The sequence below is a fragment of the Allobosea sp. BH3 genome, assembly GCF_025499465.1.
Taxonomy (GTDB): Bacteria; Pseudomonadota; Alphaproteobacteria; order Rhizobiales; family Beijerinckiaceae; genus Allobosea.
Genome location: NZ_JAIMCA010000004.1, coordinates 662,798 through 689,699, shown reverse-complemented (window position 1 = coordinate 689,699; position 26,902 = coordinate 662,798). Strand labels below are relative to the sequence as shown.

Genomic DNA, 26,902 nt, shown 5'->3' with positions numbered 1-26,902 from the left:
CGAGGACCAAATGGAGCCAGGCGCTACCGGTAGCGCGATGCGCGGCCAGGATGACCCGGCGGATGCCGCGCTCGCGCGCGAGGCGCGGCAGCAGACAACACTCTACAGGTTTACCGACCGGCTGTTCCGGGCCCGAACGCTTGATGACATCTACGAGGCCGCGCTCGATGCCATCGTCGGCGCTCTCGGCTGCGCGCGTGCATCGATCCTCTGCTTTGACCACGAGGGCATCGCACGCTTCGTCGCCTGGCGCAGGCTCTCCGACGACTACCGCGCCGCTGTGGATGGGCACTCTCCCTGGAGGCCCGCCGAGCGAGATGCACGACCCATCTTCATCGAGGACATCGCCAAGAGCGGCGAACCGTCCAGGCTCGTCGAGACTGTCCTGGCCGAGGGCATCCAAGCGCTCGGCTTCATTCCGCTCGCCGGCACCGATGCCCTCCTCGGCAAGTTCATGGTCTATTACGATACGCCGCGGGTATTCCCGGACCATGAGCGCGACATTGCGCTGATCATCTCCCGTCAGCTGGGTTTCGCCATCGAGCGCCACGCTGCCGATGCCTCGGCCCGGCGGCTGACCGCTCTGGTGGAATCCTCGGAAGACGCGATCGTCGCCAAGGACCTGAACGGCATCATCACGGACTGGAATCCCGGCGCCGAGCGTCTGTTCGGCTATTCGCGCGGGGAGATCGTCGGCAAGCCGGTCACGATTCTCATTCCCGAGGACCGTCAGGACGAGGAGCCCTCGATCCTCGCGCGCATTCGTGCCGGCGAGCGCGTCGAGCACTATGAGACCATCCGCAAGCGCAAGGACGGTAGCCAGCTCGACATCTCGCTGACGATCTCTCCGATCCTGGATGCTGGCGGGCGGATCGTCGGGGCCTCGAAGATTGCGCGGGATATCACCGACTGGCGCCGGGCCCAGTCGCAGCAGCAATTGCTGCTGCGGGAGATGGACCACCGCATCAAGAACCTCTTCGCCGTGGTCGGTGGCATCGTCCATCTGAGTGCGTCGCGGGCCACCAGCGCCACCGGCCTCGCCTCGGCCGTCTCCGAGAGGCTCGCCGCGCTGGCGCGGGCGCATTCGCTGACCATGTCTGCTGCGCTGGAAGGCCGGGGCGAGCGCGCGACGACCGGGCTGCATGCGCTGATCGGCGAGATCCTGTCGCCTTACCGCGCGCAGGGGACAGAGCAGGCGCGCTTCAGCATCTCGGGGCTAGACCGGCGGGTGCCGGGCGACATGGTGACGCCGCTCGCCCTGATGCTGCACGAGTTCGCCACCAACGCCATGAAATACGGCAGTCTCTCTGCGGACGAGGGCAGGGTGGAGATCGCCTGCTCCGAGAAGGACGGCGATTTCCTCGTCACCTGGCGCGAAAGCGGCGGGCCGCCGCCGAAGCAGGTCGCCGCAGAAGGCTTCGGCAGCGTGCTCGTGAAGGCTAGCGCAAAGCAGCTCGGCAGGCTGGACAAGGTGTGGACCCCTGCCGGCCTCGTCATCGAGCTGCTGATCGCGCGAGATCGCTTCGAGGCCTGAACAGCCGCGGCCGGGTGGCCGCGACCCCTTGTCGATCCCGAACCGCTTACTTCTCGACGAAGGCGCGCTCCACGACGTAGTCGCCCGGCTCGCCATGGTTGCCTTCGTGCAGGCCGCGCTCGTTGAAGATCGCCTTCAGGTCGGCGATCAGCTGCGGGCTGCCGCAGAGCATGAAGCGGTCGCCCTGCGGGTCGAAGGGACCGAGGTCGAGGTCGCTGAAGAGCTGGCCGCCGGTCAGGAGATCCGTGATGCGGCCGCGGTTGCGGAAGGGCTCGCGCGTCACGGTCGGGTAATAGAGCAGCTGCTCGCGGATCATCTCGCCGAGGAACTCGTCCTGCGGCAGCTCGCTCTGGATGCGCTCGCCATAGGCCAGCTCGGAAACCTGGCGGCAGCCATGGACGAGCACGACCTTCTCGTAGCGCTCATAGGTTTCCGGATCGCGGATCAGCGAGAGGAAGGGCGCGAGCCCCGTGCCGGTGCCGAGCAGGAAGAGGCGCTTGCCGTCCCTGAGATTGTCGAGGACGAGCGTGCCTGTCGCCTTCTTGCCGACGATGATCGGGTCGCCGACCTTGAGATTCTGCAGCCGCGAGGTGAGGGGGCCGTCCGGGACCTTGATCGAGAAGAACTCGAGGTTCTCGTCGTAGTTCGTGCTGGCGACGCTGTAGGCGCGCAGCAGCGGCTTCTCGTCGACCTTGAGGCCGATCATCGTGAACTGGCCGTTCTTGAACCGGAAGGAGGTGTCACGCGTGGTCGTGAAGCTGAAGAGCGTGTCGGTCCAGTGATGAACGCTGAGCACGCGCTCCTCATAAAAATTGCTCATTCTCGACGGTCTCGATCTCGGGGATGCAGGCGGCGGGAGGCGGCAATATCCGAGGGTGCCTCTAACGCCGTTTCAAGGGCGCAGGCAACTCCCGGCGGCGATCGGTGCGCCGATATGGGCATTCCGATGACTGGAAGCGCATTCGCCCGCCTCCCCGGTGTGAATGAGCGACATCTCGATTCTTGCGGTTGGACTAAGAAAATCCGCACAAATGAGCCTTCAATGAGCCGATTTCGCCGTTGAAGCTTCGGTTGGCTACGGCACTGGCCTGCGACGACGCGCCGCTCCCTTACGGAGGTGTATGAATGCGGGAAATCGCCTTCGAGCATGGTCCCGCAGCGTTAGGCCGCGCCGGGATGGTCGAGATTCAGCGCCGCTACCGCCATGACGAGGCCAATCGTGACTTCGTGCAGGGAAACCGTCACTGCGCAGAAGCGCAAGGTCGCGGCGGGCGCCGTAGAGGCGGTTCGGTCCTCGCTGGCACAGGATGCTGCGCAACAAAAAAGGCGCCGCGAGGCGCCCTTTCCGTTGACGTTGGCCGGATCGCTCAGGCGAAGCGGAAGTCGTCGGCGACCAGCGAGCCGAGGTCCGTGCGGCTCATGGTGAGCGACGTGTCGTCGTCGATGGTGATCACGACATCCTTGCCGACCTGCACCGCGCTTTCGAGCACCGCATCGAAATCAGCGAAGAGATCGGTCGAGAACCAGATGAGGTCCTGATCCGAGGCGAAATCGGTGATGGTGTCGTGGCCGAAATCGGCAGCGAAATGGAAGCTGTCGCTGCCGGAGCCGCCGGTCAGGACATCGTCGCCGGCGCCACCTTCGATGCGGTCGTCACCAGAGCCGCCGCCGACCGTGTCGTTGCCGGCGCCGCCCTTCAGGTCGTCGTCGCCAGAACCGCCGGCGATGACATCGTTGCCCTCGCCGCCGTCGACGATGTCGTCGCCGGAGCCACCGTTCAGGTTGTCGTCGCCGAGGCCGCCGGACAGTTCGTCGTCACCGGCGCCGCCCTTGAGCGTGTCGTTGCCGGCGCCACCGTCGAAGCTGTCGTCGCCGTTGCCGCCCGTCACCGTGTTGGCGCCGTCACCGAAGAGCAGGCGCTCGATGCCGGTGAAGGTGTCGGCCCCGATGCCCGCGCCGGAGACGATGCCAGCGCCGAAGTCGACGAAGATCGGCCCGCTGGCGTCGGAGAGATCGAGCACATCGTAGCCTTCGCCGCCATCGATCGTGTCGTTGCCGGCGCCGGCCTTGATGATGTCATCGCCCGCGCCGCCGAAAAGCGTGTCGTCACCGGCGCCGCCGCTGATCAGGTCGTCACCCTCGCCGCCGTCGACATAGTCGTCGCCGATGTCGGCATAGATCATGTCGTTGCCGGCGCCGCCCAGTATGTGGTCGTCGGCATCGGCGGTATAGCCGCCCATGTAGATCTGGTCGTCGCCCGCGCCGGCGTCGATCACGAAGCCTGCCGAGGAGGTGCCGAAGACCAGGTCATTGCCCTCGCCGAGCAGGATCGTGCCCTCGACCCTGGCACCGGTATAGAGCCACAGCCAGTCGTCGCCGGCGCCCATGTCGATGGCGCTGCCGCCGGTCGCCTGGATCAGGCCGGAGTTGCTCAGCCGGTCATTGCCGCCGCCCATCGAGACGCCGCCGATGATCCGGCCGGCGGCCTGGTTCAGGATCTCGTCATCGTAGTTGCCGACGAGGTTGATCGCCTCGTTGCCGCGAAGGTCGAAGCGGGCCGCGTCCTCGGGCGTGACGCCCTCGGGGCCATGGCCGTCGCCGCGGATCAGGCCCTCGTTGTTGATGAGCGTTGCGCCCAGCGCGTTCGCGTTGCTGGAATTGTCGACCTGGATGGCGCGGCCATAGCCGTAGATCTCGGCGTTGGCGCCATAGTTCAGGATAGTGCCGCCGCCGATGGCGATGCCTTCGGAGACGTTCGGCTCCCCGTCCTTGTAGCCTTCTGCGCCCAGGCCCGCGATGCGGCCGTAATTCATGATGAACGCCAGCCCGTCGACATCGACGGCATCGCCGTCCGAGTCGGCGGTTTCCGCCGAGCGGCCTTCCATCACGCCGTAGTTGCGGATGTCGACCGTGCCGCCGGTCTCGCCATTGTCGATGTTCACCGCCGAGCCGTTCTTGCCGACGATGGTGCCTTCGTTTCGGACCGTGACGGCCTGGTCGCCGGTGATCCCGTGCTTGGTGCCCTCGATCAGGCCGCCGGCATAGTTGTTGACCTTGCCGCCGAGGTCGCTCTGGAAGTCGATCGCATCGACGCCGGTAACGCTGACCGTGATCGTGCCCCAGTTGTTGACGGTGCCGTTGACGCCCGGCCGGATCACGTCGGCGTCGTCGCCGCCGGTCTTGCGGATGACGCCGCCCGCGAGGTTGTTGATGACCGCCTTGCCGCCGTTGGCGTCGAAGGAGCGGAAGTCGATCACGCGGCCTGCGACCGAGGACTCGATCACGCCCGCGTTGTTGAGTGTGATGACCGCGTCCGAGGCACCTGCTCCCTGCGGCGTGAGGGCGCCGCGCAGGGTGCCGCCTGCGAGGTTCTCGATGACGAGCGAGCCGGTGGCGCCTGCGGTCGTCTGGAGCAGGCGGCTGCCCGATTCGATCAAGCCGGCATTGGAAAGCACCGCATTGCCGCCGCCGGACCAGGTCACCGCGTTGTTCGAGACGGCGAGCTTGCCGCCCGCCTCGATGGTGACGCGGTCGTCCTTGTCGATGACGATGCCCGAGGTGACGGTGCCGCCGTTCTCGATGGTGATAGCATCATAGGCGGCGCTGCCGGCGACCGACCAGTTGCCGCCTTCCACGACGAGGCGCTCGGTGGCGGTCGCAGCCGCCAGGCTGCCCGTGCCGGTGCCGGCAAGGCGGATCGTGTCGGTGCCTTCGCCGCCGTCGATGGTGTCGGTGCCTTCGCCGGTGTTCTGGATGAAGAGGTCGTTGCCCTCACCGCCGCCGAGCGTGTCGTTGCCGACGCCGCCGATGAGGATGTCGTCGCCCTTGCCGCCGCGGAGGGTGTCGTCACCGTCGTCGCCGTTCAGGGCGTCGTCGCCTTCGCCTCCGTCAAGCTCGTCGTTGCCTTCGCCGCCGCCCAGCAGGTCGTCGCCCGCGCCGGCGAAGACGTGGTCATTGCCTGCACCGGCATCGACGATCAGGTCGCCATCGGTCTCTTGCGCCTGCAGCGTGTCGTCGCCTTCGCCAAGCCGGACCGTGCCGAAGATCTGGGAGCCTTCCTCGAGGGTGACCTCATCATGGCCCGTGCCCATGTCGATGGCGACGCCATCGGAGCCAAGGATGATGCCGGAATTGACGAGGTCGTCATCGCCGCCGAGCATCGCGACGGTGCCGACATGAAGGTCGGTGTTGGTCAGGCTGTCATTGCCATCGCCGAAGGCCGGAGCCTCAGCCGCGACGTTGATCGAACCGGGAGCGAGCGCCATCGCAGATATCCTCTTGAAGCCAGGCAAACAGGGAGTTCGGCCGAAGCGCGACGCTCCGCCGGGCGGCTCATCCGAGGAGAGCCGACAAGCGCGCTAGAGAGCCTGCGGGGATGACGGTTTGTTAACGGTCTCCTGACGGCATCGAGAAAACCGAAACATTCCTTTCGATCAGGATCGCGGCCTTCCGGACGGCGGTCGCGGTCAGGCGGGCTCGGGGAGCGCAGCCCGGAGCGGGGAACGGGAGCCGAGCGCCTCGGCTGCGCATTTGAGGAAGTCCTCGATCATCGGGATGCGCCGCCTTTCGTCGAGGCACACGAGATATTCGTCGATCATCACCTCGACATCGCGCAGCGGCAGAAAATGCAGGCGGGTGTCGAAGCCGAATTCGAGATCGGCGACGGCGCCAAAGCCGAACCCGGCCGCCACGGTCTCGCGCACACCTTCGCGGGTCGAGACTTCGAGGATGGGGCCGAGCGAGACGCCATGGTCCCGGATATTCTGCTCGAACAGTTCGCGGGTACGCGAGCCCTTCTCGCGCAGGACGAAGGGCAGCCCTTCGAGCTCGCGGATGGCGACATCGCGACGGCGGGCCCAGGGATGGGACTTCGGAATGAAGACGCCGATATTCATGCTCGTCAGCGGGCGCACATGAAAACGGTCGTCCTTCGGCTTCTGCGCCGTAACGCCGACATCGGCGCGGTATTGCGCCACCTGCTCGATGACGGCATCGGAGTTATGCACCAGCAGCGAGAAGACGAGGTTGGGCCGGTAGCGGCGCAGCGCCGCCAGGATTGGCAGCGAATGCACGACGCCGTCGGAGGCGATGCGCAGGCGCCCGCCATCGACCTTCCGGCTCTTCAGGATGGCGTCGGCCTCCCCGAGTGACAGGAACAGCCGCGCGGTCACCTTGAAGAGGGCCTCGCCGTCGGAGGTCAGCCTCACCCCGTAAGGGCCGCGCTCGAACAGGGCGAGGCCGGAGGCGGCCTCGAGCTGGCGTACCTGGCCGGAGAGATTCGACTGGCTGATCGCCGTCTCGCGCGCGGCCTGGGAGTAACCACCGGCGGTCGCAACGTAGTGAAAGGCGCGAAGCTGCGTAACCGATGCCATGACCTCACTCACGCCGGTGAGCCATAGCCCGCCCGGCGCCCCTTCAATGGCGCTCAGCCGCTCTGTCGAGCATCCCCGATCGCTGGTTCGATGAGGGATGGAACGCCGATATCGGGTCTTTACTTCTGATTTATGACGGAGATTCCGGGCAGAAATCTCTAAAAATGCCAACAGCTTGCATCGGGGCGCCGATATGTCCCGCCGAGGCTGAAATGCTTCCTCGATACCGGGCATCGCAACTTTTGATGGAGCGGGTCCGGCTGTTTCATCGGCCCGTCATCTGCCCTCCCTAAGCAGTAACCGATTGTTAACGATGCTCGACCGGCTCGAAACGGGCCCGCGTCGTCGTGTCAACGGCAAAGCGGGCCTGATGATGTCGACCACCCATTCCAGTCCCGTCGACGGCGCGATGGGCGGTCTTTCGGCCAGGTTCCGCGCGCCGTCCTCCATCGGCGCTTTTTCACCGCGATCGCGATAGGCGACGCGAAAATTCCCAGAGTTGACTACCGGAGACCAGGCTATGACCGACATCATTCTGCACGCCCATCGTGGCTCCGATCCGTATCCGGATCACTCGCGCGAAGCTCATCTCTGGGCTGCGAACTGGGGCGCGGACTTCATCGAGCCGGATCTCTGGCTGACCAAGGATGGCGTGCTGGTCGTCAGCCATGACAACCACAACTATTCGAACCTGACCTATGCCGAGGCCAAGGCTCTCGAGCCGGCGCTCCAGACGTTCGGAGAGGTCATCGAGCTCGTCAAGCAGATGTCGATCGAGACCGGTCGCAATCTCGGCATCATCCCCGAGACCAAGAGCACCACCTACGCTACCAGCGAAGCCGTCATCAAGGAGCTGATCGCGCACGGCTTCACCGATCCGGACCGGGTCGTGATCCAGAGCTTCTCGTCGACCAATCTGAAGATGCTGCATGAGACGATCATGCCGCAGTACGGCGTCGACCTGCCGCTCGCCTTCCTTGGCTACAGCATGACCGCTGCCGTGATCGCGGACACCGCGACCTATGCCGACATCATCGCGCCGAACACCGCCGTCATCACCGCGGCGGGTGTCGCTGCCGCGCACGCCGCCGGTCTGCAGGTTGTCGGTTGGACCATCCGCGGCACCCAGGCCGAGATCCAGCGGCTCATCGACATGGGGGTCGACGGCGTCTTCGCCAATGAGACGAATACCGCCCGCGAGGCGATCTCAAACATCAACAATATCGACGTCGCCTTCGGCACCGCAGGCGACAACGACATCACCGGGACGGCTGGCAACGACCTGATCTATGCCATGCAGGGCGATGACACCATCGACGCCGGCGCCGGCGACGACGTGGTGTATGGCGACGCCGGTGACGACACCATTGACGGCGGCGCGGGCAACGACCAGCTCTTTGGCGGTGCCGATGACGACATCATCAACGGCGGCGAGGGTAACGACATCCTGGTCGGCGGCGTCGGTGACGACGAGCTCGACGGCGGCGAGGGTATCGACACCGTCTCCTATCTGGCGGGTCTCAGCGACTCGGCCGGTGTCACAGTCAATCTTGCGACCGGCGAAGCCTTCGGCGAGGAAGCCGGCTCCGACACGCTCATCAGCATCGAGAACGTCATCGGCGGCAAGGGCGACGACACGCTGATCGGCAACGACGGCGACAATGTCCTCGACGGCAGCGCCGGCCGGGACCGGCTCCGCGGCGGCGCCGGCAATGACCGCATCATCTATGATGCGGCCGACTATGAGGTCGATGGCGGCTCCGGCATCGACACGCTGGTGCTGCTCGGCGGCGCGACGGTCGAACTCGGCAACTTCGCGACGAGCCAGATCGCCGGCAGCAACTGGGTTGGCGGCTTCGAGAACGTCGACGCCTCGGCCTCGACCGGGACGGTGGTCGTCAACGGCTCGCAGTTCAACAACACGCTGATCGGCGGCTCCGGCAACGATACGCTGTCGGGCGGCGCGGGTTGGGACAACCTGAGCGGCGGCGCGGGCGACGATGTCCTCGACGGCGGCGCCGATGCCGATCAGGTCCGCGGCGATGCCGGCAATGACCGCATCGTCTACGACGCGGCCGATTATGTGATCGATGGTGGCTCCGGCATCGACACGCTGGTTCTGCGCAGCGGCGCGACCGTGAACCTGGGCAACTTCTCGACCAGCCAGGTCGCGGGCGCCAACTGGGTCGCCGGCTTCGAGAACGTCGATGCCTCGGGCTCCACGGAGGCGGTGGTCCTCAACGGTTCGCAGTTCGGCAACACGCTGATCGGGGGTTCCGGCAACGACACTCTGTCGGGCGGCGAGGGCTCCGACACCCTGAACGGCGGTGCGGGCGACGACATCCTCGATGGCGGTGCCGATGCCGATCGGGTCAGCGGCGGCGCGGGTAATGACCGCATCGTCTACGACGCGGCCGACTATTCGATCGATGGCGGCTCCGGCATCGACACGCTGGTTCTGCGCAGCGGCGCGACCGTGAATCTGGGCAACTTCTCGACCAGCCAGGTCGCGGGCGCCAACTGGGTCACCGGCTTCGAGAACGCCGATGCCTCGGGCTCCACGGATGCGGTCGTCCTCAACGGCTCGCAGTACAACAATACGCTGATCGGCGGCGCGGGCGACGACACCTTGTCGGGTGGCGGCGGCTTCGACATGCTGACCGGCGGCGCGGGGCATGACACCTTCGTCTTCGCGGCGGGCTTCGGCAAGGACACGATTACGGACTTCCAGGCGACGGGCGACAGCGCCGACGTCCTGGCGTTCGATAGCGACCTCTTCGCTGATGCGGCCGAGGCGCTTGCGGCGGCGCATCAGCAGGGTGCGGACGTCGTCTTCACGATCGACGCCGACACCTCGCTTACGCTGAAGAACGTCCAGCTCTCCAGCCTCCACGACTTCCACTTCGTCTGAGCCAAAAGCCAGGCATGCCAGCAAGCGAAAGGGCGCCGAAAGGCGCCCTTTCCGCATGGCCGGGGACGACTCGGTCTGCCGCCTCCTGAAATTCGAGGGGGAATATCGGAAATTTCGATGCCCTTCGCGTCGCCATTTCACCAAGCCGTCATCTGCGCCTTCTATCGCCCGGCGGAAGATGTCGGCGCCGTCTTGTCGAGTAGCTGCCCAGGGTCCGTCCGTGTTGCCCAAATCCTCTCCGAACGCCGCGAGCCAGGCTCTGGCCTCCTGCGGCGCCGCCTTCCTCGCCGTCGCGCTGTTCTCGGCGCTGGTCAATCTCCTGATGCTGACCGGCTCCATCTACATGCTGCAGGTCTATGACCGGGTTTTGCCCTCGCGCAGCGTGCCGACTCTCGTCGCGCTCTCGATCATCGTGGCCGCGCTTTACGTGCTGCTCGGCATGTTCGACTGGCTGCGCCAGCGCATCCTCGGCCGGATCGGCGTGTCGCTCGACCGGAAGCTGAGCGGGCCGGTCGTCGGGACGATGATCTCGGCGCAGCTGCGCGGGACGCCGGGAGGCACGCAGCTCCCGCGCGACCTCGACAGCGTGCGGTCCTTCCTGTCCGGACTCGGCCCGACGACGTTGTTCGACCTGCCCTGGATCCCGCTTTATGGCGGGCTGTGCTTCATCCTGCATCCCTATCTCGGCTGGACGCTCGTCGGCGGCGCCGCGATCCTGGTCGTGCTGGCGCTGCTGACCGAGGTGCTCTCGCGCAAGCCGAGTGCCGAGGTTTCGCGCGCCGGCGCCGAGCGCTCGGCCCTGCTGGAAGCGATGCGGCGCAATGCCGAGGCGGTGGCGGCGCTGGGCATGGAGCGGCGCGTCACGGCCCGCTTCGACAGCGTCAACGATCGCTACGTCTCGACCGGCCTCGGCGCGTCCGATCTGACGAGCATGCTCGGGACGATCTCGAAGACCGTCCGCTTCATGCTGCAGTCCTGCATGCTCGGCCTCGGCGCCTGGCTGGTGATGAACAACGAAGCCTCCTCCGGCGTGATGATTGCCTCGTCGATCCTGAGCAGCCGTGCGCTGGCGCCGATCGAGCTCGCCATCGGCAACTGGCGGCCCTTCATCGGCGCCCGCCAGGCCTGGGCCCGGATGAAGGCGGCGCTCGGCGAGACAAAGGCTGACCCGCTCGTCGCGCCCGAGCGACCGACGCAGCAACTCGGGCTGGAGCATGTCTTCGTTGCTCCGCCGGGCTCCCAGAGCGCGGTTCTCAAGGATGTCGGCCTGACGCTTCAGGCAGGGCAGGGGCTCGCCGTCATCGGTCCCTCGGCTTCCGGCAAGTCGACGCTGGCGCGCACGCTGGTCGGCATCTGGCCGGTGCAGCGCGGGTCCCTGCGCCTCGATGGCGCGACGCTCGACCAGTGGTCCGCCGAGCAGCGTGGCGCGATGATCGGCTACATGCCGCAGGATGTGCAGCTCTTCGCCGGCACGGTGGCGGAGAACATCGCGCGCTTCGACCCGGATATGACCGAAGCGGCGGTGCTGGCCGCAGCCAAGGCCGCCGGCGCCTACGACATGATCCTCGGCCTGCCGAAGGGCTTCGAGACGCCGGTCGGCGAGGCTGGCGGCACGCTGTCCGGCGGCCAGCGTCAGCGCATCGGCCTGGCGCGCGCGCTCTATGGCGACCCCTTCCTCGTCGTGCTCGACGAGCCCAACGCCAACCTCGATTCCGATGGCGATGCGGCGCTGACGGCCGCGATCGGCGGTGTGCGCGAGCGCGGCGGCATCGTGGTCGTTATCGCCCATAGACCTTCGGCGCTGGCGGGAATCGACCTGGTGATGATCCTCGCGGAAGGACAGGTGCAGGCCTTCGGCCCGAAGGACGAGGTGCTGCGCAAGAGCCTCGCACCGGCGCCCGTGGCGGTCGGCGCGCCCGCTCCGAAGAAGATGGTGATGGCCGATGCGCGCGGTTAACGAGAACAAGGCCGGTTCCGGGGCGCCGCAGGCGAGGCTCGATCCGGGCCGCGACATCCGCAAGGCGGCAGTCGCCGGCGTCGCGGCGATCGCGCTGCTGTTCGGCACGGTCGGCCTCTGGGCCGCCACGGCGCCGCTGGCCGGCGCGGTGATCGCGCCCGGCAAGGTGGTGGTCGAGAGCAATGTCCGGCGCATCCAGCACCCGACCGGCGGCGTCGTCGCCGAAATCCGCGTCAAGGACGGTGACCGCGTCAAGGCCGGCGACGTGCTCGTCAGGCTCGACGAGACCAATGCGAAGGCGGGCCTGGCCCTGATCGAGCTGGAGCTCCGGCGCTTCCAGGCGCGCAAGGCCCGGCTCGAGGCGGAGCGCGACGGGCTGCCCGAGATCGTGATACCGCCGGAGCTTGTCGAGCGGGCTGCCGACCCGGTGGTGATCCAGGGCATGGAAAGCGAAACCGTGCTGTTCCGCACGCGACGCACCGCCTCGGACGGCCAGCGCTCGCAGCTGCGCGAGCGGATCGCCCAGTCGCATGAGGAGATCAAGGGGCTGGTGGCGCAGCTGGCCTCCCGGCGCGGCCAGGCGGCGCTGATCTGGCAGGAGCTCGAAGGCGTCCAGAAGCTCTACAATCAGAGTCTCGTGGCGCTCTCGCGGCTGACGGGGCTGCAGCGCGAGGCCTCCCGCCTTGCCGGCGAGGAGGGCAGCCTCACTTCCGACATGGCGCGGGTGCGGGGACGCATTGCCGAGGTCGAGCTGCAGATCCTGCAGGTCGACCAGGATGTGCGCCGCGAGGTCACGACGGAGCTGCGCGATGTCGAGGGCAAGATCGCCGATCTCCAGGAGCGGCGCGTGGCGGCATCGGACCAGCTCGCGCGCATCGAGATGCGCGCGCCGCAGGATGGCGTCGTGCACCAGCAGACCGTTCACACCATCGGCGGCGTCATCGGCCCGGCCGAGCAGATCATGCTGATCGTGCCAGAGACCGACAGCCTCGTCGTCGAGGCGCGGATCGAGCCGACGATGATCGACAGGCTGCGCGCCGGCCAGGCGGTCGTCATGCGCTTCCCCGCCTTCGACAGCACCACCACGCCCGATCTGAACGGGCGACTGATCCAGGTGTCGGCCGATGCGACCAACGACGAGAAGACGGGCACCTCGTTCTACACCGCGCGCGTCGGGCTGGAGCGGGCCGAGGTGAACCGATTGGGCGGCAAGACGCTCCTGCCCGGCATGCCGGTCGAGACCTACATCCAGACCGGCACGCGCACCGCGCTCGCCTATCTGGTCAAGCCGATCGAAGACCAGCTCGCCCGCTCGTTCCGCCACTGAGCGGAGAGGTCAGCTTCTCCCAGTCACACGAAAGGGCGCCGGAAGGCGCCCTTTCCGCGTTGGGCGTCTGACATTCGCGCCCCTTTGGCGGCGGCCGGCCAGATGCCGGAATTCCTATAAGATTCCTATTCTGTGGCGCTCTCGGCCGTCTCGAACGGCTATGCGCTCGGCACGATAATCCCGCCCATGGTCGATCAGGCTGCCGGCTTCGCCTTCCGCGGAAAGGCGAAGCCGGCGCGCCATCGGCCCATCGGCAACGCCCGGTCGAAAGGACCACGGCAATGGATATCGCCATGCTTGCGCTCGGCTTCGTCTTCTTTGCGGCTGCGCTCGCCTACGTCTCCGCCTGCGACGCGCTCTGAAAGGGACCCTCCCATGATCGTCGACTACATCCTCGGCGGCGCGGTGACTGCGGTCCTGCTCGTCTACCTCACCTATGCGCTGATCCGCCCCGAGCGGTTCTGAGCGCGGCGCAATGCTCTGAAAGTCGTCCCCATGACACTCTATGGCTGGATCCAGATCCTTCTTTTCTGCGCCATCGTCATCGCGCTGACGAAGCCGCTCGGCGGCTACATGACGCGCGTCTTCAATGGCGAGCGCACCTTCCTGTCGCCCGTGCTCGCGCCTGTCGAGCGCGGGCTCTACGCACTTGCCGGCACGCATGAACGCGAGGAGCAGCATTGGAGCGCCTATGCGGTCGGTCTGCTGCTGTTCAATCTTGCAGGCCTGCTGTTCCTCTACGGGCTGCAGCGCTTCCAGGGCGGCCTGCCGCTGAACCCGGACGGGATGGCGGCGGTGCCGCCCGATCTCGCCTTCAACACGGCGGTCAGCTTCGTCACCAACACGAACTGGCAGAGCTATGGCGGCGAGAGCACGATGTCCTACCTGACGCAGATGCTCGGGCTGACCGTGCAGAACTTCGCCTCGGCCGCGACCGGCATCGCGATCGCCGTCGCGCTCATCCGCGGCTTCGCCCGGGCCTCGGCCAAGACGGTCGGCAGCTTCTGGGTCGATCTCACCCGGGCAACGCTCTACATCCTGCTGCCGCTCTGCATCGTGCTGACGCTCGTCTATGTCGCGCTCGGCATGCCGCAGACCTTCGATGCCGCGGCGGTCGCGACCACGCTGGAAGGCGCGCAGCAGACCGTCGCGCGTGGCCCCGTCGCCTCGCAGGTCGCGATCAAGATGCTCGGCACCAATGGCGGCGGCTTCTTCAACGCCAATGCCGCGCATCCCTTCGAGAATCCCGACGCGATCGCGAACATGATCCAGATGGTGACGATCTTCGCCATCGGCGCCGCGCTTACCAATGTCTTCGGCCGCATGGTCGGCAACCAGCGCCAGGGCTGGGCGATCCTCGCCAGCATGGGCGCACTGTTCATCGTCGGCGTCGTCGTCTGCTACTGGGCGGAAGCCGCGGGCAACCCGCTCGTCCAGGCGCTCGGGCTGCCGGGCGGCAACATGGAGGGCAAGGAGGCCCGCTTCGGCATCCCGCTCTCGGCGCTCTTTGCAGTCGTCACCACGGCGGCCTCCTGCGGCGCGGTCAACGCCATGCATGGCAGCTTCACGGCGCTGGGCGGCCTCATCCCGCTCATCAACATGGAGCTCGGAGAGATCATCGTCGGCGGCGTCGGCGCCGGATTCTACGGCATCGTGCTCTTCGTCGTGCTCGCGATCTTCGTCGCCGGGCTGATGGTCGGCCGCACGCCCGAATATCTCGGCAAGAAGATTGAGGCCAAGGAGGTCAAGATGGCCATGCTTGCCATCCTGTGCCTGCCGGCCGGCATGCTGATCTTCACCGCAATCGCCGTGGTGCTCCCCGATGCCGTCGCTGCCGCCGGCAATAGCGGGCCGCATGGCTTCTCCGAGATTCTCTACGCCTATACCTCTGCGGCGGCGAACAACGGCTCGGCCTTCGCCAGCCTCTCGGCGAACACGGTCTGGTACAACGTCACCCTCGGCATCACGATGCTGGCCGGCCGGTTCCTGGTCATCATTCCGGCGCTCGCCATTGCGGGCTCGCTGGCGGCGAAGAAGTCCGTACCCGCCTCGGCAGGCACCTTCCCGACAGACGGGCCGCTTTTCGTCGGGCTGCTGGTCGGCGTGATCCTCATCGTCGGCGGCCTGACATTCTTCCCCGCCCTCGCAGTCGGCCCGATCGTCGAGCATCTCGCGATGATCGCCGGGCAGAGCTTGTGAGGAGGCTGCCATGGCAAGCTGCCTGCGCCAGCTGCGGCGTGAAGCCATCCCCCGCGACGCGGCTTCGTCGCGGGGACCGGGCGGGACGCCGCCCCGGCCCGCCACCCTGATCCTTTGCATGACGCTCGGCCTCTGCCTCGTCCTGCTCATCGTCCGCGCGCTCGCCGCCCTGTTCGGCGCCGCCTGAGCCTGCGCGTCACATCTCTTCGCTGGAGCCTCTCATGAGCCAGTCCAAATCCGCGAGCCTGATCGACGCTCGCATCCTCCTGCCCGCGCTGGGCGACGCCTTCCGCAAGCTCGATCCGCGCAGCCTCGCCCGCAACCCGGTGATGTTCGTCGTTGCCGTCGTCTCGGCGCTGACCACCATCCTGCTCGTCAAGGATCTGGTGACGGGCGCCCAGGGCCTCGGCTTCACCTTCCAGATCGTGCTCTGGCTCTGGTTCACCGTGCTCTTCGCCAATTTCGCGGAAGCGGTGGCGGAGGGGCGCGGCAAGGCGCAAGCCGAGTCGCTGCGCAAGACGCGCACCGAGACGCAGGCCAAGCTGCTCTCGGGCGAGGATCGCAGCGCCTTCAAGCTCGTCCCCGGCACCTCGCTCAAGGTCGGCGATGTCGTGCTGGTCGAGGCCGGCGACATCATTCCCTCCGATGGCGAGGTGATCGAGGGCGTGGCCTCGGTGAACGAGGCGGCGATCACGGGCGAATCCGCTCCCGTAATCCGCGAATCCGGCGGCGACCGCTCGGCCGTGACGGGCGGCACGCAGGTGCTCTCCGACTGGATCCGCGTGCGGATCACGGCCGCGGCGGGCTCGACCTTCATCGACCGCATGATCGCGCTGGTCGAGGGCGCCGAGCGCCAGAAGACGCCGAACGAGATCGCGCTCAACATCCTGCTGGCCGGCATGACGTTGATCTTCGTGCTCGCCACCGCGACGATCCCGAGCTTCGCCACCTATGCCGGCGGCTACATCCCCGTCGTGGTGCTGGTCGCGCTGTTCGTGACGCTGATCCCCACGACCATCGGCGCGCTGCTCTCGGCCATCGGCATTGCCGGCATGGACAGGCTGGTGCGCTTCAACGTGCTCGCCATGTCGGGCCGCGCTGTCGAGGCCGCGGGCGACGTCGACACGCTGCTGCTCGACAAAACGGGCACGATCACGCTCGGCAACCGCCAGGCGACGGAGTTCCGGGCCGTGCGCGGGGTCGGCGAGCAGGAGCTGGCCGATGCGGCGCAGATCGCCTCGCTCGCCGACGAGACGCCGGAGGGCCGGTCCATCGTCGTGCTCGCCAAGGAGAAATACGGCATCCGGGCGCGCGACATGGGCAGCCTGCACGCGACCTTCGTGCCCTTCACAGCACAGAGCAGGATGAGCGGCGTCGACATCGACGGCTCGCAGATCCGCAAGGGCGCCGTCGATGCCGTGCTGAAGCATGTCGAGGCTGCGGGCGAGCGGTCCACGACCGAGATCGTGCGCGAGGTCCAGGCCATCGCAGCCGAGATCGCCAAGGCCGGCGGCACGCCGCTGGCGGTTGCACGCGACGGGCGCCTGCTGGGCGTTGTCCACCTCAAGGACATCGTCAAGGGCGGCATCCGCGAGCGCTTCTCGGAGCTGCGCCGCATGGGCATCCGCACGGTGATGATCACCGGCGACAATCCGATGACCGCAGCCGCCATCGCGGCGGAAGCCGGCGTCGACGATTTCCTCGCCCAGGCGACGCCTGAGAACAAGCTCGCGCTGATCCGCGAGGAGCAGGCCAAGGGCAAGCTCGTCGCCATGTGCGGCGACGGCACCAACGATGCGCCGGCGCTCGCCCAGGCTGATGTCGGCGTCGCCATGAACACCGGCACGGTGGCGGCGCGCGAGGCCGGCAACATGGTCGATCTCGACAGCGATCCGACGAAGCTCATCGAGATCGTCGAGATCGGCAAGCAGCTGCTGATGACGCGCGGCGCGCTGACGACCTTCTCGATTGCCAACGACGTGGCCAAGTATTTCGCCATCATCCCGGCGATGTTCCTGGCCTTCTATCCGCAGCTCGGCGCGCTCAACATCATGGGGCTCGCGACGCCGCAGAGCGCCATCCTATCGGCGATCATCTTCAACGCGCTGATCATCATCGCGCTGATCCCGCTCGCGCTGAAGGGCGTGAAGTACCGTGCCGTCGGCGCCGGCGCGCTGCTCAGCCGCAACATGCTCGTCTACGGGCTCGGCGGCATCATCGTGCCCTTCATCGGCATCAAGGCCATCGACATGGCCATCACCGCGCTGCACCTCGTGTAGCGGCGCTTGGAGATCTCAGCCCTCATCCTGAGGAGGCCTGTAGGGCCGTCTCGAAGGATGATCCAGGAGGCTCCGGCATCATCTGGAGCATCCTTCGAGACGCCGCTTCGCGGCTCCTCAGGATGAGGGCTGAGGGACGTTTTTCAGACAGGCTTTCAAGGAGCCGCAACCATGCTCAAGCAGATCCGCCCCGCCCTCGTGATGCTCGCGGCCTTCGCGATCCTCACGGGCCTCGTCTACCCGCTGGCGATGACCGGCATCGCCCAGGCCGTGTTTCCGCGCCAGGCGAATGGCAGCCTGATCGAGAAGGACGGCAAGGTCATCGGCTCCGGCCTGATCGGCCAGTCCTTCGCGTCCGACCGCTACTTCCATGGCCGGCCCTCGGCCGCCGGTGACGGCTATAATGCCTCCAGCTCCGGCGGTTCGAATCTCGGCCCGACCAGTGCCAAGCTGATCGAGCGCATCAAGACCGATGCCGAGACACTGAAGGCTGAGAACCCGGGCGCGGCCGTGCCGATGGACCTCGTCACCACCTCGGGCAGTGGCCTCGACCCGCATATTTCGCCGGAAGCCGCTTATTTCCAGGTCGGCCGGGTCGCCAAGGCGCGCAACGCCGATCCCGCGACTGTCAAGGCGCTGGTCGATGCCCATGTCGAGCCGCGCAAGCTCGGCTTCCTCGGCGAACCGGTGGTCAACGTGCTGGCGCTGAATCTCGCTCTCGACGGCGCCTCCGCGCGCTGACACAAAGACACTGGCGGCGCGCCGAGCGCCGCCGCTTTTCCGTGCGGACCGCATGACACTTCCCGACAGCCATCGCGAGATCAGGGGCAGGCCCTCGCCCGAGGCGCTGCTGGCGAGCGCCCAGCGCGAGGGCCGGGGGCACCTGAAGATCTTTCTCGGCGCGGCGCCCGGCGTCGGCAAGACCTACGAGATGCTGAGCTCGGCCAAGGCCCGCAAGACCGAGGGCCTTGATGTCGTGATCGGCGTCGTCGAGACGCATGGCCGCAAGGAAACGCAGGCGCTGGTGGACGGCTTCGAGATCGTCCCGCGCCGGATGGTCGACTACAAGGATCATGTCCTCGACGAGATGGATATCGACGCGATCCTGGCACGCCGCCCGGCATTGGTCCTCGTCGATGAGCTCGCCCACACCAACGCGCCCGGCAGCCGCCATCCCAAACGCTATCTCGATGTCGAGGAGCTGCTGTCGCGCGGCATCGACGTCTACACAACGCTCAACATCCAGCATGTCGAGAGCCTGAACGACGTCGTCGCGCAGATCACCCGTATCCGGGTGCGCGAGACGGTGCCGGATTCGATCGTCGACCGGGCCGACGACGTCGAGATCATCGACCTGACGCCGGCCGACCTGATCAAGCGCCTCGAGGAGGGCAAGGTCTATCTCGGCAAGACGGCCAAGCGCGCCATCGCGAACTATTTCTCGCCGGGCAACCTGACAGCACTGCGCGAACTCGCGCTGCGCCGGACGGCACAGCGTGTCGACGACCAACTGCTCAGCCATATGCAGGAGCATGCGATCCCCGGTCCCTGGGCCGCAGGCGAGCGCATCCTTGTCTGCATCGACGAAAGCGCTGGTGCTCCGGCGCTGATCCGCCATGCCAAGCGGCAGGCCGACAGGCTGCGGGCGCCGTGGAGCGCGCTCCATGTCGAGACGCCGCGGGCAGCCGCATTGCCTGAAGCAGCCAAGACGCGGGTGGCCAACGCACTGCGGCTTGCAGCGCAGCTCGGCGGCGAAGCGATCGTCCTGCCGGGGCTCGACGTGACCGGAGAGATCCTGAGGCACGCAGCCGCCAATAACGTCACGCAGATCATCGTCGGCAAGCCGGTCAAGCCGCGCTGGCGCGAATGGCTGGGAGCCTCCGTCTCGCATGAGCTGATCCGCCGGGCCGGCGACATCGGCGTTCATGTCGTGGCGCTGCGGGAGCAACAGCCGGACGAAGCTGGAGCCGCCTCGACGCCAGGCAAGACGGGGTTCTCGTCCGGCCCCTATCTCGCTGCGGCCGCCTATGTCGCCATCGCTCTCGGGGCCGCCGAGCTGCTGAGCCTGGTCATGGACCTGCGCAACATTGCGCTCGTCTTCCTCACCGCCGTGCTCGCCTCGGCTGTGACCGCAGGCCTGTGGCCCGCGTTGTTCGCTTCAGTGCTCAGCGTGCTGACGCTGAACTTCTTCTTCGTCGCACCGCTCTACACCTTCACGGTGGGCGACCCCGAGAATGCCGTCGCGCTCGCCTTCTTTCTGCTGGTCGCGGTGATCGCCTCGAACCTGACCGCGCGCGTTCAGCGACAGGCGGATGCCGCACGACAGCGCGCTCGGACCACGGAGGATCTCTACCTCTTCTCCAAGAAGCTCGCCGGGACCGGCACGCTCGACGACGTGCTCTGGGCGACGGCGTTCCAGATAGCCTCCATGCTCAAGGTGCGCGTTGTCATCCTGATGCCGGAGGAGGGCTCGCTTTCGGTCCGCGCCGGCTATCCGCCCGACGACACGCTGGTCGACGCCGACATTGCCGCTGCGCGCTGGGCCTGGGAGCATGACCGCGCGGCCGGGCGCGGCGCCGATACGCTGCCCGGCGCGAAACGACTCTATCTGCCGCTGCGGACGGGCCGCACTGCCGTGGGCGTGATCGGCCTCGACAACGACAGGGAGGGCCCGCTGCTTTCGCCAGAGCAGCAGCGCCTGCTCGATGCACTGGCCGACCAGGCGGCTGTGGCCATCGAGCGCATTCAGCTCGTCGCGGATGTCGACCGGGCGAAGCTCACGGCCGAGGCCGACCGGCTGCGCTCGGCGCTGCTGACCTCGATCTCGCACGATCTCAAGACGCCGCTCGCCTCGATCATGGGGGCGGCCGGCACCTTGCGGGATTATCGCAGCGCACTGCCGGAGGAGGCCCGCACAGCCCTTCTGGCCACCGTGATCGATGAGTCGGAACGGCTCAACCGCTTCATCGCCAACCTGCTCGACATGACCAGGATCGAATCCGGCGCGATGGAGCCGAATGCGACGCTGGTGGACGTGGCCGAAGTGGTCGGCAGCGCGCTGCGCCGCGCGGCGAAGATCGCGGCCGGCCATCGTGTCGAGACCGAATTGCCGAACGACCTGCCGATGCTGAGGCTCGACCCCGTCCTGTTCGAGCAGGTGCTGTTCAACCTGCTCGACAACGCCGCCAAATACGCTCCCGCCGGCAGCGTCATCGCCATCCGCGCCCGCCGGGACGACGGGGCCGTCCTGATCGCGGTTGCCGACGAGGGGCCGGGCCTGCCGCCTTCCGATCTGGAGCGCATCTTCGACAGCTTCTACAGGGTCCGGAAAGGCGATCAGGTCCGTGCCGGGACCGGGCTCGGCCTCGCCATCTGCCGCGGCTTCGTTGAGGCGATGGGCGGCACGATCAAGGCCGCGAACCGGGCGGACCGCACCGGCGCGGTCTTCACCATCACCATGCCCGTCGAGGCCCGGCAGGAGAGATTGGAGCCCCTGACATGACGACAATGGACGTCCAGGTCCTGGTCGTGGACGACGAGCCGGCGATCCGCCGCCTGCTGCGTGTCGGCCTCTCGACCGAGGGCTATGCCATCCGCGAGGCCGCGACGGGGCGCGAGGCGATCGAGCGGGTCAAGGAGGAGATGCCGGACCTGATCGTGCTCGATCTCGGCCTGCCGGACATCTCCGGGCATGAGCTGCTGCGGGCATGGCGGGCCGAGGCGCTTGCCTTGCCCATCGTGATCCTGTCGAGCCGAACGGACGAGACAGGCATCGTCGAGGCGCTGGAGACCGGCGCCGACGACTATGTCACGAAGCCTTTCGGCATGAAGGAGCTCGCGGCGCGGCTGCGGGTTGCACTGCGCCACAAGCTCCAGCAGCAGGGCGAGAAGCCGATCTTCCAGACCGGCGAGCTCTCGGTCGACCTCGTCAAGCGCATCGTCAAGGTGGGCGGGCAGGAGGTGAAGCTCTCGCCCAAGGAATACGACATCCTGCGCATCCTTGTGCAGCATGCCGGCAAGGTGCTGACGCACCAGCACCTTATGAAGCAGGTCTGGGGCAGCTCGGCCGATGTGCAGTATCTGCGCGTCTATGTGCGGCAGCTGCGCCAGAAGATCGAGCGCATCCCGGACCAGCCGCAATACATCACGACGGAGACTGGCGTCGGCTATCGCCTGCGCGAGGCCGAGTGAGATCCAGCAAGCGAGATTTGCTGCGCGGGCTCCCGGCCCTTCGGCATTCCATGAAGACGACCGAATGATCCCTTCCGACATCATCCGCCCGCGTTCGATCATCAGGCTTTCGGCCGCCAACAAGCCGGCGCTGTTCCGTGCGCTGGCGAAGAAAGCGGCGGAGCAGCTCGCTCTACCCGAGGCCGCCATTCTCGGTGCGCTGAACCGGCGCGAGGCGCTGGGCTCCACCGGAGTAGGGGAAGGGGTGGCGATGCCGCATGCCCCGGTGGCCGGGCTCGCCGAGCCCTTCGGTTTGCTCGCGCGGCTGGAGCAGCCAGTGACCTATGAGGCGATCGACGGGCAGCCCGTGGACATTGTCTGCCTGGTGCTGACGCCGGAGAACGGCGGCAAGGGGCGGATCGACGCGCTCGCCTGCATCGCAAAGCGCCTGCGGCCGTTAGAGGTGCGCGACCGCATCCGCAACGCCAAGGGCAGCGAGGACATCTACGAGATGCTGCTCGACGAGGTCTGATCCCGCTGAAATCATTATGAGATTTTAAGGCCGCGCTGCTTCTCGGGGCATCGAAAACATATCGGCCTCGTTGTTATCTGCCCGACAGCTGGTCATCAGCTGCTTGGAAGATGGAACCATGAAGGACAGATCTCTTCAGAAGCCCCTCGCATTCGTCGTCGGCCGTGACGTCGAGGGGCATTGGCTGGCGGTCGAGACGCATGGCCGGGGAGGCGGCATCTTCGTCAGCCGCGACAGCGCGCTGCGTTACGCCGCCTTCGAGACAGACCATCGCCCCTCGGCCGTGCGTTCCACGGCGAAGCGACTCAGGTTGCTGTGAGGCGGCCATGAACCATTGGCTCCACGGCATGTTCACGGCGCTCGTCACGCCCTTCGAGGGCGGGCGCGTCGACCATGCCTCGCTCGAACGGCTCGTGGCCTGGCAGATCGCGCAGGGCACGGACGGCCTCGTGGTCTGCTCGGCGGCGGGCGAGTTCCCGACGCTGACGCCGGAAGAGCGCAGGGATGTGCTCGCGACGGTGCGCCGCGCGGCGGGCCGCCATTTCCCCGTCGTCGCGGCCTGCGGGACCAACGCCACTGCCGCGACGCTCGCGGAGATCGCACTGGCCGAACGGGTCGGGGCGTCGGCGATCCTGCTGCGCATGCCCTATTACAGCCGCCCGACGCAGGCAGGGCTGATCGCGCATGCTGCGGCCGCCGCGCAGGCGACGACGCTGGAGATCGTGCTCGATAACGATCCCGACCGCTGCGGCGTCGAGCTCTCTTGCGAGACGCTGGAACAGCTTTCGGGGCATGCCAACATCGTGGGCATCCTGGAGCGTCGCGGCGATCTCTCCCGCTGTGACCGGATCGCCCGCGTTCGCGACCGCCGGTTCATGCGGCTCACCGGCGCTGCGGACGCGATACCGTCCTATTTCCTGGCGGGTGGGTGCGGCGCCGTCACCGCGGTCGGCAACCTCGTTCCGCACTGGCTGTTCCGGCTCGGGAGCGCGATGCGCTCGGAGCTCTACGGGCAGGCACAGATGCTGCAGCGGCGGCTCGCGCCGGTGAATGCCGCCCTGGTGCGGGAGCCGGAGCCTGTCCTGATCAAGCAGGCGCTTTCGCTGCTGCATCCGGGCGTCCGTCCGGACTGCCGGCTGCCGCTCACGCCTGCCGGCGAGGATGCGGCCCGGCTGATGGAGGAGGTCATCGAAGACTTCCCGCGTCCTCCGCTCGCGGCGGCAAGCGGCCATCGGCAGGCTGTCGGCGCGCGCGCCTGACATCCCTCTCATTCAAGGATAATTTCAATGCCGCTTCTGGCATCCTTCAGGCGCAGGCGCGAGGCCGTCCACGCGACCATGCGCAAGACCCCCGACACGACCTGGCAGCGTGACTTGGCTCAGGCCACGATCCTGCTCGCGCTGCTGGCGTTGGTCATCAGCGTCCGCGCGTGGTGGGCCGTGCAGAACACGGGTGTTCCGGCGCTCCCGAACTGAGCATATCGGAGACCATGGTTCGGCGGCGCTACCGCGCCGCCGAACCTGCATGAGTTCGATCTTGCGGAAAGCGCTCCGTTACCAGCGCGGGGGCCCGTAATACGGCGGCGGGGGAGGAGGACGGTAGCCGGGGCGCGGTCCGTAGCCATAGCCGGGGCGAGGGCCGTAGCCAGGGCGGGGACCATAACCGGGGCCGGGGCCGTAGCCGGGACGGGGGCCGTAACCGGCGCCGCGACCACCCCGACCGCCCTGCTGCTGGCGCATCGTTTCCTGCATGATCATCAGCCTCCGCTCCTTCGCGGCGCTCATGGTGAATTCGACAGGTGCCTTGTCGAGGTGCTGCGCGAGAGATTGCGGCAGAGCTTCGCTCGCCATGGCCGGTGCGCCGACTGCGGCCCCGACGGCGATGGTGGCGGTTATCAATAGCATTCGCATCGTAGACTCCTTTATCGCCCGCATTGAACCCCGCCAAGGTTCAACGAGGCGTGAACGAGGCTGTCGGAAAGCGTTCATCGGCAGGCCGACGCGGCGACACGTTGCCGCTGCCCAGGATTCTCAAACCCTGGATTTCGGCCGCAGTGCCATGTCGCAAGCGGATGGTCCGGCTCAGCAAGGCTCTTCGCTGCTGCGCTCCCGGTGTCGAAAGGGGGGCGGTTTTCTCGTTGAATTTGCGCGATTGTTCAGTGTTTGTGTTGTTATATTTGTAGTCTATCCCCGTAGAGTTGAATCGATATACGTATATATTTGAATTATAATAAATATTATATTGCGACTCTATTAAGATTCAACTTGCGAATCCTTTTTCGACGCGATTAGACGCCTCGGTGTGGGACTGGGGTTATCTGATGAATAATAGTTCAAAACTGGCTTTCCTGGCGGCGCTTCTGTCGTCGACGGCCCTTTCAATCGCGCAGGCGCAGACCGTTCCGGCGGCTGGCCAATCTGCCGAGCAGACGATCTCGCTGGACCAGATCACGGTTACGGCAACACGGGGCGAAAAGCAGGCGCTCGACGTGCCGGGCACGGTCAACGTCATCTCGCGCCAGGAACTTGATGAGCGCATCACCCGCGATACGCAGGATCTCGTGCGCTACCAGCCGGGCGTCTTCGTCAATCGCCAGACCTCCAGCACCGACCCGTTCGGCAACTATGGCGGCTTCACGATCCGCGGCGTCGGCGGCAACCGCGTCCAGATGCAGGTCGATGGGTCTCGGGTGATCGAGCGTATCACTGACGGAAACCGCGACTTCGTGGATCTGCCCTTCCTCAAGAGCGTCGAGATCGTGCGTGGCCCCGGATCGGTGCTGTGGGGCGCCGATGCGCTCGGCGGTATCGTGGCCTACCGCACGCTCGACCCGCAGGATCTGCTCAAGGGCAAGGACAAGCCTTACGCGGTCAAGCTGGACGCCAGCTATGACAGCTTCGACCGCTCCTTCGTGAAGACCGGCGTGGCGGCTTTCCGCTTCTCGCCGCTGCTGGAAGGCATCTTCGGCGTCAGCCAGAGAACCGCACAGGAAGGCAAGCTCACCAATGCGCGGGCGGATGGCGGCCGCTGGGGTTGCCCGGTGCCGACGACCCGCTTCCTGGGTTGCGACACGCTTAACCCGCTGGACACGACGGTCTGGAATGCGTTTGGCAAGCTCGTCTTCAAGCCGACGCCGGACCACACCCTCAAACTGACCGGCGAGTATTTCGACAGCGACATCACGGTGAACCAGCTCAACGACTACAACGTCGTCAGCTCTGGCATCCGCAACGGCGCCTATATCCGCAATCAGGTGAAGTCGCGGAAGCGGCTCGCATTCGAGCACGAATGGGATGTCGGCGCGAGCTTCCTCGATTCAATCCGCTGGCAGGCATCCTATTCGCCCCAGGGCCGAACCTTCGTCAGCAACCGGCTTCAGACGCTGGCCAACGGCCAGCAGCGCTTCACGCGCGGCCTGCTGGACTACACCGAGGAGTTCTCGCAGCTCGATATTCAGGCCAAGTCGAGCTTCGCGCTGGGTTCAAGCTTCCACAGGCTGACCTACGGCTTCCAGGGCGACATCACCAAGACCGACTATCAGCGGCAGGACGACGTCCGGAACCTCACCACTAATGTGCTGACGACGACCGTCGCCGGCGGCTTCAACTTCGCCAACGCCACGACGACGCGCGCAGACATCTATCTGCAGGACGAGATTGAACTGCTGGGCGGGCGATGGACGATCACGCCCGGCGTCCGCTACGCCAACTACAACATCGATCCTCGCGTCGGAACGGGCTACGTCATCGTGCCCGGCAAGGAGCCCCGCGAGCTCGAATCCCATCGCGTGATCCCGCAGATCGGCACGATCTTCAAGCTCGACGACACTTACTCGGTCTATGCGCGCTACGCCGAGGGCTTCAAGATGCCGACCTCGCAGCAGCTCTTCACCTCGCTGCCCTTCGGCACCCAGACTCTGGTTCCCAACCCGGATCTCAAGCCGGAAAAGGTCAAGTCCTACGAGGCTGGCGTGCGTGGCCGGTTTGCGGATGGCTGGTTCTCAGTCGGGGCGTTCCATGCCAACTATCAAGACTTCATCCAGGAACTCTACGAGGTGCCTGGCACGCTCGACATCACGTCGCGCAATCTGGCGAAGGTCAAGATTTCCGGCATCGAGGCCTCGGGCGAATGGCGCTTCCATGAGCGCTGGGTCGCCAATGTCGCGGTCAGCTACCAATACGCGAAGCAGAGGCAGACGCCGGGCGCGGCCGAAATTCCCTATAACGTCAGCCCGCTCAAGGCGGTGACGGGCCTCAAGTACCTGATGCCTGAATATGGGCTGGAGGCCGAGGTTCTGGCGACCTTCGCAGCGGGCGCGACCCGGGCGGATGCATCGACCACCTTCAAGCCCGGCGGATATTCGGTGTTCGACGCCTATCTGAACTGGAAGCCGACTTCGTTCATCACGGTGCGCGGTGGCGTGCAGAACATCTTCGACAGGCGCTACTTCGCCGACGTGCTGAACTACGGCAAGACGGCGACGGTCGCCGTCGCGGCCGCCAACCCCCTCGAACTGCAGACCGCGCCGGGCCGCACCTTCAAGGTGGCTGCTTCCGTCGAGTTCTGACGACGCCTCAGAGACGCAGCGCCCGCGGGCGCGGCGGATCGGCGACGCTCCGTC

General features: G+C 66.6%; 20 protein-coding genes. 16 read left to right on the top strand and 4 right to left on the bottom strand.

The window, feature by feature from the left end; all coding sequences use genetic code 11:
- The first annotated feature begins 10 nt into the window (after positions 1-10).
- Positions 11-1,534: a PAS domain S-box protein gene (locus BoBH3_RS16175; protein ID WP_262331836.1), complete on the top strand. Its 1,524-nt coding sequence runs from the start codon at positions 11-13 to the stop codon at positions 1,532-1,534.
- A gap of 46 nt (positions 1,535-1,580) precedes the next feature.
- On the opposite strand, the gene BoBH3_RS16170 is transcribed toward BoBH3_RS16175, so the two are convergent.
- The 3 genes from BoBH3_RS16170 to BoBH3_RS16160 form a co-directional block, all read right to left on the bottom strand.
- Positions 1,581-2,354: a ferredoxin--NADP reductase gene (locus BoBH3_RS16170; protein WP_262331835.1), complete on the bottom strand. Its 774-nt coding sequence runs from the start codon at positions 2,352-2,354 to the stop codon at positions 1,581-1,583.
- A gap of 547 nt (positions 2,355-2,901) precedes the next feature.
- A complete protein-coding gene (locus BoBH3_RS16165) occupies positions 2,902-5,799 on the bottom strand; it encodes a calcium-binding protein (RefSeq protein WP_262331834.1) in 2,898 nt (965 codons plus the stop codon).
- 201 nt (positions 5,800-6,000) lie between these two features.
- Entirely contained in the window at positions 6,001-6,906 is a 906-nt protein-coding gene (locus tag BoBH3_RS16160; RefSeq protein ID WP_262331833.1) for a LysR family transcriptional regulator, read from the bottom strand.
- 520 nt (positions 6,907-7,426) lie between these two features.
- Between BoBH3_RS16160 and BoBH3_RS16155 the strand changes: the two genes are divergently transcribed.
- From BoBH3_RS16155 to BoBH3_RS16090, 14 genes are all read left to right on the top strand, one after another.
- A complete protein-coding gene (locus BoBH3_RS16155) occupies positions 7,427-9,817 on the top strand; it encodes a glycerophosphodiester phosphodiesterase family protein (protein ID WP_262331832.1) in 2,391 nt (796 codons plus the stop codon).
- A 220-nt stretch (positions 9,818-10,037) separates the two neighbouring features.
- Positions 10,038-11,774 carry a type I secretion system permease/ATPase gene (locus tag BoBH3_RS16150; protein WP_262331831.1) on the top strand — a complete coding sequence of 579 codons (1,737 nt, stop codon included), beginning with the start codon at positions 10,038-10,040 and terminating at the stop codon, positions 11,772-11,774.
- Positions 11,761-13,101: an HlyD family type I secretion periplasmic adaptor subunit gene (locus BoBH3_RS16145; RefSeq protein WP_262331830.1), complete on the top strand. Its 1,341-nt coding sequence runs from the start codon at positions 11,761-11,763 to the stop codon at positions 13,099-13,101. The genes BoBH3_RS16150 and BoBH3_RS16145 overlap by 14 nt, the downstream gene beginning before the upstream one ends.
- A 375-nt stretch (positions 13,102-13,476) precedes the next feature.
- Positions 13,477-13,566, top strand: coding sequence for a K(+)-transporting ATPase subunit F (locus BoBH3_RS16140; protein ID WP_262331829.1), 90 nt, complete (start codon positions 13,477-13,479; stop codon positions 13,564-13,566).
- A 30-nt stretch (positions 13,567-13,596) separates the two neighbouring features.
- Positions 13,597-15,300, top strand: coding sequence for a potassium-transporting ATPase subunit KdpA (gene kdpA / locus BoBH3_RS16135; protein ID WP_262331828.1), 1,704 nt, complete (start codon positions 13,597-13,599; stop codon positions 15,298-15,300).
- Positions 15,301-15,310: 10 nt separating this feature from the next.
- Positions 15,311-15,487, top strand: a complete 177-nt coding sequence (locus tag BoBH3_RS16130) for a hypothetical protein (protein ID WP_262331827.1) — start codon at positions 15,311-15,313, stop codon at positions 15,485-15,487.
- Between the two features lie 34 nt (positions 15,488-15,521).
- Positions 15,522-17,579, top strand: coding sequence for a potassium-transporting ATPase subunit KdpB (gene kdpB, locus BoBH3_RS16125; RefSeq protein ID WP_262331826.1), 2,058 nt, complete (start codon positions 15,522-15,524; stop codon positions 17,577-17,579).
- 171 nt (positions 17,580-17,750) lie between these two features.
- Positions 17,751-18,320: a potassium-transporting ATPase subunit KdpC gene (gene kdpC, locus BoBH3_RS16120; RefSeq protein WP_262331825.1), complete on the top strand. Its 570-nt coding sequence runs from the start codon at positions 17,751-17,753 to the stop codon at positions 18,318-18,320.
- A 52-nt stretch (positions 18,321-18,372) separates the two neighbouring features.
- Positions 18,373-21,081, top strand: coding sequence for a sensor histidine kinase (locus BoBH3_RS16115; protein ID WP_262331824.1), 2,709 nt, complete (start codon positions 18,373-18,375; stop codon positions 21,079-21,081).
- On the top strand, positions 21,078-21,770 hold the full coding sequence (locus BoBH3_RS16110) for a response regulator transcription factor (RefSeq protein ID WP_262331823.1): 693 nt from the start codon (positions 21,078-21,080) through the stop codon (positions 21,768-21,770). Before BoBH3_RS16115 ends, BoBH3_RS16110 begins: the two co-directional genes overlap by 4 nt.
- 64 nt (positions 21,771-21,834) lie before the next feature.
- Complete coding sequence (locus BoBH3_RS16105) at positions 21,835-22,281, top strand: PTS sugar transporter subunit IIA (protein WP_262331822.1); 447 nt, start codon at positions 21,835-21,837, stop codon at positions 22,279-22,281.
- 118 nt (positions 22,282-22,399) lie between these two features.
- Positions 22,400-22,600 carry a hypothetical protein gene (locus BoBH3_RS16100; RefSeq protein ID WP_262331821.1) on the top strand — a complete coding sequence of 67 codons (201 nt, stop codon included), beginning with the start codon at positions 22,400-22,402 and terminating at the stop codon, positions 22,598-22,600.
- Between the two features lie 7 nt (positions 22,601-22,607).
- On the top strand, positions 22,608-23,540 hold the full coding sequence (locus BoBH3_RS16095; protein WP_262331820.1) for a dihydrodipicolinate synthase family protein: 933 nt from the start codon (positions 22,608-22,610) through the stop codon (positions 23,538-23,540).
- 27 nt (positions 23,541-23,567) lie between these two features.
- Positions 23,568-23,756 carry a hypothetical protein gene (locus BoBH3_RS16090; protein WP_262331819.1) on the top strand — a complete coding sequence of 63 codons (189 nt, stop codon included), beginning with the start codon at positions 23,568-23,570 and terminating at the stop codon, positions 23,754-23,756.
- 78 nt (positions 23,757-23,834) lie between these two features.
- Here BoBH3_RS16090 and BoBH3_RS16085 read toward each other — a convergent pair whose 3' ends face one another.
- A complete protein-coding gene (locus tag BoBH3_RS16085) occupies positions 23,835-24,185 on the bottom strand; it encodes a hypothetical protein (protein ID WP_262331818.1) in 351 nt (116 codons plus the stop codon).
- Between the two features lie 416 nt (positions 24,186-24,601).
- Here BoBH3_RS16085 and BoBH3_RS16080 point away from each other — a divergent pair, with 416 nt between their 5' ends.
- Positions 24,602-26,848, top strand: a complete 2,247-nt coding sequence (locus tag BoBH3_RS16080) for a TonB-dependent hemoglobin/transferrin/lactoferrin family receptor (protein WP_262331817.1) — start codon at positions 24,602-24,604, stop codon at positions 26,846-26,848.
- The last annotated feature ends 54 nt before the right edge of the window (positions 26,849-26,902 follow it).

Bases quoted from the DNA above. Each gene is read 5' to 3' on its own strand.
- BoBH3_RS16175 (WP_262331836.1), top strand. From the start codon at position 11: ATGGAGCCAGGCGCTACCGGTAGCGCGATGCGCGGCCAGGATGACCCG.
- BoBH3_RS16100 (WP_262331821.1), top strand. From the start codon at position 22,400: ATGAAGGACAGATCTCTTCAGAAGCCCCTCGCATTCGTCGTCGGCCGT.
- kdpA (WP_262331828.1), top strand. From the start codon at position 13,597: ATGACACTCTATGGCTGGATCCAGATCCTTCTTTTCTGCGCCATCGTC.
- BoBH3_RS16115 (WP_262331824.1), top strand. From the start codon at position 18,373: ATGACACTTCCCGACAGCCATCGCGAGATCAGGGGCAGGCCCTCGCCC.
- BoBH3_RS16160 (WP_262331833.1), bottom strand. From the start codon at position 6,906: ATGGCATCGGTTACGCAGCTTCGCGCCTTTCACTACGTTGCGACCGCC.
- BoBH3_RS16145 (WP_262331830.1), top strand. From the start codon at position 11,761: ATGCGCGCGGTTAACGAGAACAAGGCCGGTTCCGGGGCGCCGCAGGCG.
- BoBH3_RS16105 (WP_262331822.1), top strand. From the start codon at position 21,835: ATGATCCCTTCCGACATCATCCGCCCGCGTTCGATCATCAGGCTTTCG.
- BoBH3_RS16085 (WP_262331818.1), bottom strand. From the start codon at position 24,185: ATGCTATTGATAACCGCCACCATCGCCGTCGGGGCCGCAGTCGGCGCA.
- kdpC (WP_262331825.1), top strand. From the start codon at position 17,751: ATGCTCAAGCAGATCCGCCCCGCCCTCGTGATGCTCGCGGCCTTCGCG.
- BoBH3_RS16090 (WP_262331819.1), top strand. From the start codon at position 23,568: ATGCCGCTTCTGGCATCCTTCAGGCGCAGGCGCGAGGCCGTCCACGCG.
- BoBH3_RS16095 (WP_262331820.1), top strand. From the start codon at position 22,608: ATGAACCATTGGCTCCACGGCATGTTCACGGCGCTCGTCACGCCCTTC.
- BoBH3_RS16080 (WP_262331817.1), top strand. From the start codon at position 24,602: ATGAATAATAGTTCAAAACTGGCTTTCCTGGCGGCGCTTCTGTCGTCG.
- BoBH3_RS16110 (WP_262331823.1), top strand. From the start codon at position 21,078: ATGACGACAATGGACGTCCAGGTCCTGGTCGTGGACGACGAGCCGGCG.
- BoBH3_RS16155 (WP_262331832.1), top strand. From the start codon at position 7,427: ATGACCGACATCATTCTGCACGCCCATCGTGGCTCCGATCCGTATCCG.
- BoBH3_RS16140 (WP_262331829.1), top strand. From the start codon at position 13,477: ATGATCGTCGACTACATCCTCGGCGGCGCGGTGACTGCGGTCCTGCTC.
- BoBH3_RS16170 (WP_262331835.1), bottom strand. From the start codon at position 2,354: ATGAGCAATTTTTATGAGGAGCGCGTGCTCAGCGTTCATCACTGGACC.
- BoBH3_RS16165 (WP_262331834.1), bottom strand. From the start codon at position 5,799: ATGGCGCTCGCTCCCGGTTCGATCAACGTCGCGGCTGAGGCTCCGGCC.
- BoBH3_RS16130 (WP_262331827.1), top strand. From the start codon at position 15,311: ATGGCAAGCTGCCTGCGCCAGCTGCGGCGTGAAGCCATCCCCCGCGAC.
- kdpB (WP_262331826.1), top strand. From the start codon at position 15,522: ATGAGCCAGTCCAAATCCGCGAGCCTGATCGACGCTCGCATCCTCCTG.